The 11,701-nt window shown below is 34.0% G+C and carries 11 protein-coding genes and 1 pseudogene; all 12 read right to left on the reverse strand.

The window, feature by feature from the left end:
* Positions 1–388 precede the first annotated feature (388 nt).
* The 12 genes and pseudogenes from V7097_RS24845 to V7097_RS24900 all read right to left on the reverse strand — a co-directional run bounded on the left by V7097_RS24845 (position 389) and on the right by V7097_RS24900 (position 11,194).
* Positions 389–1,435: a 5-methylcytosine restriction system specificity protein McrC gene (locus V7097_RS24845; protein ID WP_335706322.1), complete on the reverse strand. Its 1,047-nt coding sequence runs from the start codon at positions 1,433–1,435 to the stop codon at positions 389–391.
* Complete coding sequence (locus V7097_RS24850; RefSeq protein WP_335706323.1) at positions 1,422–3,527, reverse strand: AAA family ATPase; 2,106 nt, start codon at positions 3,525–3,527, stop codon at positions 1,422–1,424. The genes V7097_RS24845 and V7097_RS24850 overlap by 14 nt, the downstream gene beginning before the upstream one ends.
* A 329-nt stretch (positions 3,528–3,856) precedes the next feature.
* Positions 3,857–4,036 carry a hypothetical protein gene (locus V7097_RS24855; RefSeq protein WP_335706324.1) on the reverse strand — a complete coding sequence of 60 codons (180 nt, stop codon included), beginning with the start codon at positions 4,034–4,036 and terminating at the stop codon, positions 3,857–3,859.
* Positions 4,037–4,096: 60 nt separating this feature from the next.
* The gene (locus V7097_RS24860; protein ID WP_335706325.1) at positions 4,097–4,435 is read right to left on the reverse strand and encodes a tetratricopeptide repeat protein; all 339 of its coding nucleotides are present in this window, start codon (positions 4,433–4,435) and stop codon (positions 4,097–4,099) included.
* 432 nt (positions 4,436–4,867) lie between these two features.
* Positions 4,868–5,821 carry a DNA/RNA non-specific endonuclease gene (locus V7097_RS24865; protein ID WP_335706326.1) on the reverse strand — a complete coding sequence of 318 codons (954 nt, stop codon included), beginning with the start codon at positions 5,819–5,821 and terminating at the stop codon, positions 4,868–4,870.
* Between the two features lie 282 nt (positions 5,822–6,103).
* A pseudogene (locus V7097_RS24870) lies at positions 6,104–6,259 on the reverse strand (excalibur calcium-binding domain-containing protein); the annotation flags it as partial.
* 61 nt (positions 6,260–6,320) lie between these two features.
* On the reverse strand, positions 6,321–6,470 hold the full coding sequence (locus V7097_RS24875; protein ID WP_335706327.1) for a hypothetical protein: 150 nt from the start codon (positions 6,468–6,470) through the stop codon (positions 6,321–6,323).
* Positions 6,471–6,552: 82 nt separating this feature from the next.
* Positions 6,553–7,332 carry an SDR family NAD(P)-dependent oxidoreductase gene (locus V7097_RS24880; RefSeq protein WP_335706328.1) on the reverse strand — a complete coding sequence of 260 codons (780 nt, stop codon included), beginning with the start codon at positions 7,330–7,332 and terminating at the stop codon, positions 6,553–6,555.
* A gap of 474 nt (positions 7,333–7,806) precedes the next feature.
* Positions 7,807–8,514, reverse strand: coding sequence for an HAD family hydrolase (locus V7097_RS24885; protein WP_335706329.1), 708 nt, complete (start codon positions 8,512–8,514; stop codon positions 7,807–7,809).
* A gap of 319 nt (positions 8,515–8,833) precedes the next feature.
* A complete protein-coding gene (locus V7097_RS24890; RefSeq protein WP_335706330.1) occupies positions 8,834–9,676 on the reverse strand; it encodes a metallophosphoesterase in 843 nt (280 codons plus the stop codon).
* A 139-nt stretch (positions 9,677–9,815) separates the two neighbouring features.
* Complete coding sequence (locus V7097_RS24895; RefSeq protein WP_335706331.1) at positions 9,816–10,571, reverse strand: class I SAM-dependent methyltransferase; 756 nt, start codon at positions 10,569–10,571, stop codon at positions 9,816–9,818.
* Positions 10,572–10,717: 146 nt separating this feature from the next.
* On the reverse strand, positions 10,718–11,194 hold the full coding sequence (locus V7097_RS24900) for a GNAT family N-acetyltransferase (RefSeq protein WP_335706332.1): 477 nt from the start codon (positions 11,192–11,194) through the stop codon (positions 10,718–10,720).
* Positions 11,195–11,701: the final 507 nt, after the last annotated feature.

Raw genomic sequence — 11,701 nt, forward strand, 5'->3', positions numbered from 1 at the left:
ATTAAACTGTCCATATTATGGGTTATAGTTCATCATTGAGATGGTCTTTTTTTAAGGAAACTAACCATCATGGACACAATTAGGTTTACCAGAACGCTCTTTGTATACCTTGGCAATTTGCCAAACTTCTTCTGAAATGGTCGGTTCATGCTGACCTTTAATAATATATGGATTAGGATTGATATTATTAAGTCTTTTTTCGTTCCAAACTCTTCATACCTTGTATCGAATGTCCCCTGCGTATACAGGGTTTGTTACAATTATTTTAATAGCATTTAATCAACGATACGATTTATTTGTATCAAATTTGAACAAGTAACAATAGAAAAAATCCCCCGAATGATGATTCAAGTTGTATTTCGTATATAGATAAAGCGAATTTATAAAACTATGCAAAAAATTGATTGGCATATGCTAATAAGCTTTCCTTTATGCCACTGAAATCTTGTTGTAAATTAAGAGATACAACAAAAATTTGATTACCTTTAATGTGATAAATATGGTTAGGTTGATTTAATGCGTTTGTTTTCGCATAAAGTAACATACCTGCAACCGTTTCATCCGGCTCTTTTTTCCAATTATTTATATATGTAAATATTTGATAAAGGTTACCGGATTTTTGTTTTGCAGCTCCACCTTCAAACCTTGCTACCATATTCTCAGAATAAAATTTCGCATCCACAATCAATGTTTTTTTATCTTTTTGAAGTACAAGGTCTGTTTGCATAATTGGTAATGCATCTGTGAATTCATCATCAACACTCCACTGAATTTGAGGATGGAATACATTATATTTCGTTTCACGTTTGAAAAATGCATAGATGAACTTTTCATATAAAGATGATAATCTTTGTTCGTCTTGAACCTCTTTCATCATTTGAGATATAGAGCTTTCATCAAATAATAACTGCTCATAAAGATATCGACACACGTCTACAATAAATTGATAACGAATGTTTTGGCGGTTATATCTAACGTTTTTCCATAGATTCAAATCTAGCTCTACATCTGATACCTCTATAAAATAGGGCAGCAGACTGTAAAACAATCTACGCATTTTTCGACTTATTTTATTTGAGCACGATAAGTAAACGAGAGTCGCTTTAATAATTTGATTCAACAATATATTTTCAGAGAAACCATCATAAACCACTGCAACTTTCTTATTTACCAATGTATTTTTCTTTATCGTAGAATTGATATCAATTTTCCCCTTAATAACATTGGAAGTCTCTTCAACAATTATATAATCTTTACTTAATCCTCCGCGAATCAAAACAGGTATACCAATCGATAAAATTTCTGCATAAAGCTCTTTGACGTTCTCAAATTTTTCTGTTCCGATTTGTTTATACTCGGAAAGATTTAACGTTTGATATGCATAGGAAAGCATGTAGTATATATTACGAATGGGAATATTATTATTTCTCTCCATAGTAACAACCTCTTAGTCGTTCAGCCCAATCGTTTGCCTTCTGTTCATCATCAAACCAATACTCGAATAGCTGTGGAATAATTTCATATTCGATTACTTCCTCTACACGATTTACAGTATCTACTTTATAAGCATGACCTACAAAGTAGCTATGCCCAATTTGAAAGCCTGTCCCTAGCTCTTCAACAATTTGATTATTTAAGCTATTAATTTCATCAATGATACGATTTAAAGCTTCTGGATTATTTAATTCGTTTACATACGACTTAAATGTCTCATTTCGGAACGCCGGTTTAATTTCAAAAAACGAAAATCTTCTTCTAAGTGCGTAGTCTAATAAAGCTAAACTTCTATCTGCCGTATTCATCATTCCAATTATGTATAAATTCGATGGCACAGAAAACTTATCATTAGAATAAAGGAGATTAATTTGCTCGCCTCGCTTATCCGCTTCGATAAGCATCATTAATTCCCCAAATATTTTACTCATATTCCCACGATTAATTTCATCAATAATAAAGAAGTAGTCTCGTTCTGGATCTCGTGCTGCTTTTCTAGCAAACTTCACAAACGGACCTTGTTTCAGCTCAAACCCATCTCCTTCAGCTTTTGGACGGAACCCTTCAATGAAGTCCTCATAACTATAGCTTTGGTGGAACTGAACCATATGGATACGCGTTTCATCTTTTTCTTCCATCATTACATACGCTAAACGTTTGGCAATAAACGTTTTACCTACTCCCGGTGCACCTTTCAAAATAAGATTCTTCTTATTTTCAAGTAAAGAAATTAGACGTACAAGCTCCTTCTTCTCGATAAAAACATCCGAAAGAAATTCATCCATTGTAAAGGATTCATTTTCTTGTACAGTAGGCTTAGATTCAATAAAACGAATGTAGTAGTCAATTGAACTTCCCGATACGCCTTTATATTTTTTGTAGGATTCATCTGATACAACGACATCTTTCAACCGTTTTAGTTGCTCAATATCTGTTTCACCAAAAATTGAAGCATCAAAATGGTGCTCTATATCCTTTAACGCACTTACTTTTTGCGTAACTGTTTTATCATTCAAGCTATCTCCTGTATCAGTAACTTGATTGGATAACCAATTTCGAAATTCATTTACTTCAGCAATTTTTGGATCAATAAAATCTTCATTCATTACTTGATCAATTTCTTGAATAAAATTTGGATAAGGATTTAGACATGTTAACGTTTTTTGAGCAAAAGACTGATGTAGTTCCCACTTTCCAACTTGAAGCCAATCTACTTTTCTTCTATGTTTATACTCTGATACTTCATCATCGAAGTAGTAATCTCCCGTAACAACTCCGCGTGCGAGAATTTTCTTAATTCCTTCTTTCACATATACAATGTCGCCTGTTTGAATTTCACGATAGAAATCCCACACAGCCTTTGTATCATTGACAGGGCGCACTCCATCCGCTCTTTGCTCAGCTATTTTTCGTTCAACAGCTTCCTTTGAATCATAGTTTTTTAAATCCCCTAAATAGTCCCAACCAAGTGCAATCATCTTTTCTGCGTGGAACTGATCCCATAATCTCGAATATTCACCTGGTGAAATTACCCAATAATTAATGCTGTTATCAATTTCATCTTCTTGATTCGCAATTTTCTTCTCTTTTTTAGGATAAGTTAAAGTAGGATTTTCATCATAATATAAAAATATTAAATATGATCGCATTAAAACGCCCCAGTCAGGTATCCCACCTATATTATCAGGCTTACTTCTTACGCCGCGATTAAATTCATCTTCCGCATATTTTTTTCTAAATTGAATTCTTGTCGTACCAAACTTTTCTGGATACCGGGGTGTACTTTTACCAGTTACTAATCTCTCTATATCCTCATCACTTTGTTCCGTGATTTGTTGATAGATATTTTCATATTCCGAATATGATTGATAATCAAAAAAATTTTCCTTATAGCCGCTAGCTAATCCAAACTTTTCTAACAGGTGTCCAAGTTTTTCAAGATATGGCGTGTACCACATACCTGTTTTTTCACCTAAATTTTCTGTAACCCAAGCTTTATATTTTTCTTTTTGAGTATTCACAACATCATTCATAGCGTACCTCCAAAAAATTCTATTACCTTAAATTAATTGTACTACATTAAAAATGCTTTTACTTCCATTTTAATTCTCTAGCATATACTAGATGATAATATGCTCGAAACAAATCGTTTCAGAGGAAATTCTTATATTCATTAACTTATTTTAAACCATTATATTACCTTTCTTTGTATTCGATATTCAGAAAACGCAGTGGGTATCTTTTAAGAAAATCTAATACAAGAGTAATTAGAGGCTCTAAATCACGCAAGTTCTTAAGATTTTGAAAAACAGACACGTACTATTGAAGTTTATTAATATTATGTAATTCATAAATTATAGTTTTAATTATTAGAAGTTAAATCAAATAAGAATCCCACTAGAGCAGTTTTTACAATTCTAGTGGGATTCTTACCAAATCCGCGATAAGCACAGCCAATGTAAATATCATCTTCCACTTCTAATGCAAAATGCAATGATTGATTCATAAGCTGTTCCGCTAATACAAGATTGCCCGTCAACAAAGCCACATAACCTAGTTCATAACAATTTGCAGACAAAGTTAAAGGAGATTCAAATCAAATTCATGAAGTAACTTTGCCTCTAAATGAAACCATTTGTGCTTCATCAAAACAGCTAGGCATTCGCTCGATCATTCCTAATTGATGTACAGCTATACAATTATCCATCTTTTCACCATTATTTAAAGCGTTGATTAATTCTTTATAGTAACTTCGAGCCTCTTCATAATTATTTAGCGCTGCTTTCACATACCCTAATCCATGTAAAACTTGTACATATTCATTTGAGTTGGTGTCATTAATTTTTTCAAGACAACCATTATTTAACGCTTCTGCCTCATTCAATAATCCTTTATCAAATAGCTCAAACGCTCGGTTTAATTGTTCATTTAAAAGCGACAATGAAACCTCATTACTTTAAATTACATTCTCTTTTATCAACGAAAATATTTACTGCACAGTATGTGTCTACTACGTAATAACAGTGTTACTCAATCTAGAATTGCTGAAGAAAATCTTTCTCTTAAATCTTAGTTCAGATAATCTATGTTATCAGAACTCTATAAGATGGTTTCATATTTGGAGTGGATTTTTCATAGTAAATATAGAAGCTCAGTTCAAATTTGAACTGAGCTTTTTCCTCTCTATTTTTGTTTTGATCTTAAACTATAGCTCTTGTTAGTGAAAAATAATTATATTTTCACCATACAAATTTAGATGATAAGACCATTAACTTCAGGTTTTCCTGTACAGGCACCTTCGCAAATTGTTATAAATCGTCCAACGAGGAAAATGTTCTTTCGTTCATTTATTTTGCCTCAAAGTTCTAGGGGCTTACTCACCTACCATACCGTCCCCATCACGATCGTCCATATATGGGTATAACCAATGATCACTCGTTATTGGCATCCTAAAACCCGCTGCTTTTGCTTCTTTAATCGTCACTTGTCCATTACCGTTTGTATCAACACTAGAAATATCACCGTTTGTGTTTGGGCTAGTTGAATTTGCGTTTGAACTAGTTGACTTGGAAGAATCACCTGTTAAACCGAGTGATGCGTTTACTTCATCAGGGTTCACATTGTCAAATGTATCAACAATAACGTTGCCCATTAAAGTATAGGTATACTGATAACTTGAAGGAATTTGCGTTTTCGTATTCGGATATGTGATAATTGCTTCAAAATTAGTAGCTCCACCTGCCCTACGGATAGCGTCTTCCATATAAGCTTGATCACCATGTCGGTTGAGCGTACTATCTTGTGGGGTAATATTATAAGCATTCGATACCCCTCCGAGAGAATCAGCAATGATATGTCCTTCATCTAAAACGTCACTTTCGACACCAGGAACCTTTGCCTCATCAGAATAGTATCTGCCAGACGATAATACAGGTTCGTTACTGTCATCCTGTAGAATGATTTCGTCAGCAACGACACGGACTAGTTGCCCGTATTCATTAGTGAATGCCCAATATTCACGGTCCCCATAACCAATGTCAACTACGACGTTAGGTTCACGATATCCAGACAAATCACCACCATCAACTTCAATAAGTTTGTATCCTGAGAACAATTCATTATTTGGTTGGCTTGGTGTTTCCTCTACTACTGGTTCATCAACAACCGTAGTGATAACTTCTTCTTTTTCACTATTATTTGTATTAATTGTAGTTACTTCTTGTGGATCTGTTGCTACATCTGTAATGGATGCATCTTCTACGTTGGTACAACCAAACATAAAGATGATGGTTAAAAGTAAGAATAAATAGTTCATTTTCTTTTTCATTTCATGACTCTCCTATAATAGTTTCATACTGTTCATTCTAAAAATCTCGGAATGATAACATAGATTAACACTGTTAACATATTGTTAATAGTACATTCAAAGATTATTTCTATCAACTATTATTAAATTTCAAAACCTGATTTATTCCTTCTGCTTTTCTGGCACTTACGACTCGAATCTACATTCGGAAATCAATTAATCATTCAGTTTAAGAAATGTTAAGGAAATAAAAAAATAATCCCATCTCATTATTTGAGAAAGGATTATTCATAATTCAATACCTTAGAAAGGCCTATAAGTGAAAATACACTGTCTTTTACAAGCAAAATTATCTTTATCTCTATCCATTTTAGGGTTATAGGCTGGAAGATCAGAAGCTACGCCATTTGGGTATTTCTTTCTTAGTTCAGTACAATTGGCAAAGTCCTCTGATCCTTCACTTGAGGCTGCAGCTGCTCCAGCTTCGGCCTTTGCTTTAGCTTCTGCTTCAGCCTTTCCTTTAAGCTTCTGCCTCTGCTTTCGCTTTGTCTTCAGAACTCATTTCCTCAATCTTATCCTCTGCTTTTGAGGTATTCGAACTTTCAGATGAACAAGCAACTAAGCTAAAAATTAAAAATAAAGCAAATAAACCTACTAAATACTTTTTCATATGCGAGTAACTTTAAAGAGAAAGGATTAGCTTATTATTTACTTCACTTAGTGACCATCCTAGGTTCTAAGTCCCAACAGCTTTACTTTGTCACGATGGAAACTCCACCATCAACAATGATATTTTGACCTGTTACAAAGGAAGATTCTTTAGAAAATAACCAGGTTACCACATCTGCCGCTTCGGAAGAGGTCCCCATTCTTCCTAGGGCATTCAGGCTGTTGTACTTTTCTTCTAACCAATCTGATTGCTCTTCAGTCAAGTTTTCAAATTTCCGTTCAATCATCGGAGTCCTAATTGCACCAGGTGTAATGGCATTAACTCGAATTCCTTTATTTCCATATTCTTGGGCGACTCCGCGGGTTAATGCCAGAATTCCACTTTTCCCAGCTGCATAGGCTGTCGTGTATGCCGAACAAATTAAGGCATCCAGGGATGATGTATTAACGATTGAACCACCACCATTTTCAATCATAGCTTGCAGCTCATACTTCATACACAACCAAACTCCTTTGATAGTAGACCCCATCATATGATCGAAGTCTTCTTCACTGAATTCATGTGTCAATGCAGGCGTACCTTCCGCATTTCCCGCATTATTAAATGCAAAGTCGATTCTTCCAAATGTGTTCACTGTTTCTTTTACCATCTGTTCTACTTCTATTCCTTTGCTTACATCAACTGATAGAAAAAGAACCTGTGGACTAATCTGTTTCAGTTTTTCTAGGGCTGAGTTTCCGCGTTCCCTATTACGACCTACAATGACAACTTTTCCCCCCTCATGAAGTAATCGTTCTGCTACTCCTAGTCCAATTCCAGAAGTTCCCCCGGTAATAAGCGCCACTTGATTTTCAAATTTCACACCATCCACCCCTTGTTTTTAGAACTATCTAAATTTTAACATAAAGGGAACTTGACAAGGAGCTTTATTTAATGGAATGCACATTAAAATAAAGGCTCTGTGACGGACTTTTCAGGGCTGTCATACTTTGGTTCGGTTTCATTTCAACATTCCTTTTTTGATACTATACATATCTTGAACGGTCACAATAACTCCATCCATATTGTTACCAGTAATCTCAATATATTGATCATTTGGGACGTTATTTGTCCTATACTTGGAAAGTGGCTAATATGAAATCTTGTATTTTCACCATCAATAGTAGTTTCGTTGTACTGCGTGACAAAGAGCTTTTTTTAGATGACAGTTCTTGTAAAACTAATGCTTTCGATTTATTTAAAAACCCACTTAATGCTATTCATTAAACAAATAAGAAGTTTTCAATGAAACCTAAATAGGAACCAGGATGACACTCGCTGATTCCTCCATAACGACCTAAGCCTTTTTCACAAATAATTCTAATAACTCCTTGGCACTATGTACTTCTTTATCTGGTTTATAGGTAGCATTAGTCGGTAAATCTTTCTTACGATGGTTCATCCAGATCGCTTGCCAGCCTGCTTGTTTTGCTCCGATAATATCTTTTTCAAAATTATCCCCGATATACACGGTTTTGGTTTGATCAAGGTCCAGTTTCTGCTCAATAAAATCAAATAATTCTCTTTTCGGTTTTGCATGACCAATCGTACCAGAAATAAACGTCATCTCTGCCGGAATCCACCGACTAAGGCCGAGCTGTTTAATTTTCATTGCTTGATGTTTTTCTTCACCATTTGTAAGAATCCCAAGCTGTTTCCCTTCTTTGTAAAGTACATTAAGTAGTTCTTCGACTTCCGGAAACAAGGTAATGTTTTTTTGTTCGGTAACATACGTTTCATGAAAAATAGTCGCTTTTTCCGTATCTATAGGGATGTTGAAATCCTCACAGGCAGCCATAATTCGCCCGGTTTGCCATTCAAATAGGGATATTACACCCGCTTCACTTTGATCAAATAAAATCTCACTATACTTACGACTAGCTCTATATAATTGATCGATTTCTTCGTCTGAAAATGGCTCTTGAAAAAGCTTCCTCACCGTTTTATGAAAAGATTGTGCTTGATCATATAGTGTATCATCGACATCAAAAATTATCGTATCCATTCTCATAGCCCTCCTTATATTATGATGATATCACTTATTTATCAACTAGAGAAAACAGAGAGCCAACTAACTACTCCCTTTATCTAATCAAACAAATAAGCAACAGCACCTACCCTAACGAGTAGGAAGGGTGCTGTTACTAGTTATTATAATAAAACTAATTACTTATGGTACTGTTCCCTACTATTAATACTAAACTATTTCCTTAACCAATCTGTACCGATTGTTGAGAATCAACCACCAACAAGAAAAAGCTGCCCATGTGACAGCTCTGATCTTCAACTCTTGCACCCGTTCTTTAAGTGTAATAACTCACAAACTATTTAACAGAACTCAATGTAACTACGACAATTTCTGGGCGATTAAAAACCCTTATCGGAATAATACTGTTTCCAAGTCCTCTATTTACAACCATTGTAGTGTTACCTGATTTGTATTTCCCAGATGTATACTTTGGAAATAATCCTTGGTCAGGAGCAATTAAACCACCCACGAAAGGAATTCTAAATTGTCCACCGTGAGCGTGGCCTGAAAAAACAACATCAAATCCATCTTCACTATAAAAAGAAAGCATTTCGGGTCTATGTGATAATAGAATTTGAAAATTATCTTCTCCTTCTATTTCCTCTATTGCATTCGTGAAATTTTCTTCCGTTTTGGCTCTTTCTACATTGGCTGGGTCATCAATTCCTGCAATTTGAATTTTGTCAGTACCAATGGTAATTTCCTCAACTGTATTTCTAATCACCTGTACACCGATGCTTTTTAATTTATCCTCTAATGTATTGAATTTCCCAGACCACCATTCGTGATTACCTGTCACATAATAAACTGGTGCAATTTGAACCAATCTTTCCATCAAAATTAGACTAGGCTTCTCATCATATCTGTCTGAATCTATTAAGTCACCTGTAAATACAATCAAATCTGGTTTTAACTTTTTCACCTTTTTAACTAAGACGCTTTGATCATTCCCAAAAGACTTACTGTGTAAATCAGAGAGTTGAACAATTTTATATTCATTAAATTTTTGTGGAAGCTTATCTGAGCTAATAATATACTCACTTGTTACAATTGAATTGTTTTGAAAATAAAAAAAGAAAATTAACAAAGCCGTTCCAATTAAAAAGTATAACCATTTCTTTTTAGTTTTTTTCTTCAACATTTACCTCCTCTATTTTTATCAATCAACTGAATTATTGTTAAACTATCCTGCACCGTTACTTGAATAAGGAAAAAGCGATCCTTCGATAGAAGACTCCCACTCCGTTAATTGAACAAAAATGTATTTCATAATGCAGTTATTTTTTTAATTTGAACACTATAAAGTCAGCACATCTAAAATCTTCTTCAAATGAAGGATATTTATTTAGCATTTCTTTTGATGGCATAGGTTCAACAATGCTCTCTAAATAAAAACCAGTTTTGATAAGAGTATTTATATAACTCGTTAATGTTCTATGGAAGAACAACATTTTTTCTTTATCACCTAAACCTTGTTCATACACACCTTCATAAAAATATTTATCTACGTTCCAGTGCAACTTTTCACCGCTATCCGTTCTCTCCCAACCACATTCTGGAGTAACAAAGCAAGGATGCAATATTGAAAAAATAAAATTGCCTCCTTCTACTAATAACCGATACATTTCTTGAAATGCTTTTTCATAATTAGAAAGATCTTGAATAACCATATTGGACACAATTAAATCAAAACTTTTATCTTCAAAAGTATTTAAGTCCTCACAGTTAACTTGTTTATAATCAATTAACAAATCATTTGGAGTTCTTTCTTTCGCAATTTCTATCATTCTTAGAGAATAATCAACCGCTGTAACAGTGGCACCAGACTTGTAAAACATCCTGCTTAAGTACCCTTCACCACATCCTGCATCTAAAACTTTTTTATTTTTTATATTCCCTATAAGTGAAAATAGAGTTGGGTTTAAGAATACCTCTTTATGAAGGTCTCCTTGTTCAGTATGATTTTTTGAATATGAATCTGCAAAAGCATCCCATCTCTTAATTGCTTCTTCAGTACCTACATTTTGCTTCATTTTTAAATACCCCCAATACCATTTTCAAATCCATTCCCCTTTATTTCTAAAACCTGCTTAGAGTATCCTGCTTTGTTACTTGAATAAAAAAAGCGATCATCTTATTGAAGAATCGCTGCCCTTTAGTTGAATAAAATTTATGTATCTTACAGTAATAAATTCATTATGAACTGTTCACCAATTGGCCCAACTTTTCTCTTGCCTGTATCTTGAAAACCAACTTTTTCATATAATTTCTGAGCAGCAATATTTTTGTGATTAACAGCTAAAACGATTTCATTACAGTTAGGAAATTCATCTAAAACAAACATCTTGAGTATATTCATAGCTTGTTTTGCATAACCTTTTCCTTGCTTCAAGTGGTTTATTGATAATGAGGTTAACAGCATAGCCTTCTGATTATTTGAATACTCGTTCACTCGGTCAGTTGAATGTAATAAAAAGAAGCCAACAGGTTCGTTGTCATTAAGAATAACAATAGGATGCTGTCCCTCTGTTACTTCAATATAATTTATTGGTAATGAAGTAAACTTTCCTTGTTCTTCTGGTAGTTGAAAAGAACTTAACAGATCCAAGTGTTCATTGGAAAAATGTTTTAACTCTATTAAATCGGCTTCTTCCATTTTGTTTTCCTCCTTTGGTTATTTACTGTTTTTCATCCAAACTTACATTTAATATATCAATAATTAATTAAACTGGTCTTTAGCATAGGAACCGAATGAGTTACCAAACTTATAACTCCTTCTTTCGTTAAAGCTACCCGTTAGCCACCCATGATCGCAAAAAATCAGCGATTCACCACAGAGAATGAAAATGGTTAGGAAGTGTCAATACTGATACTGACCTTGATCCAGTCAACCAATCCATAGCAATGAATTGCAGCACTCTCAATTTTTTTAAACACATGAGACGGGTTCTCTTTGGTATTGTTTTTTTTCGAGGTTGGAGGAGTTTATTTTCATGGTAGCTTAATAAGCAAATGTAATTATTCCCCCCTTATTCTCACTACTTTTTTGCTTCTATACAGCAGAAAGCACCTTTATTATGTATAACTATTTCTTTAAAGTTATTATTTCTCAAACTATTTTCTATCTCCTGATTATCCAGTAAATTAAAGTTTTGTGTTCGTT

Source organism: Bacillus sp. JJ1562, assembly GCF_036962705.1.
Taxonomy (GTDB): Bacteria; Bacillota; Bacilli; order Bacillales; family Bacillaceae_L; genus Ferdinandcohnia.

Bases quoted from the DNA above. Each gene is read 5' to 3' on its own strand.
- V7097_RS24845 (WP_335706322.1), bottom strand. From the start codon at position 1,435: ATGGAGAGAAATAATAATATTCCCATTCGTAATATATACTACATGCTT.
- V7097_RS24850 (WP_335706323.1), bottom strand. From the start codon at position 3,527: ATGAATGATGTTGTGAATACTCAAAAAGAAAAATATAAAGCTTGGGTT.
- V7097_RS24865 (WP_335706326.1), bottom strand. From the start codon at position 5,821: ATGAAAAAGAAAATGAACTATTTATTCTTACTTTTAACCATCATCTTT.
- V7097_RS24875 (WP_335706327.1), bottom strand. From the start codon at position 6,470: ATGAAAAAGTATTTAGTAGGTTTATTTGCTTTATTTTTAATTTTTAGC.
- V7097_RS24885 (WP_335706329.1), bottom strand. From the start codon at position 8,514: ATGGATACGATAATTTTTGATGTCGATGATACACTATATGATCAAGCA.
- V7097_RS24895 (WP_335706331.1), bottom strand. From the start codon at position 10,571: ATGAAGCAAAATGTAGGTACTGAAGAAGCAATTAAGAGATGGGATGCT.
- V7097_RS24900 (WP_335706332.1), bottom strand. From the start codon at position 11,194: ATGGAAGAAGCCGATTTAATAGAGTTAAAACATTTTTCCAATGAACAC.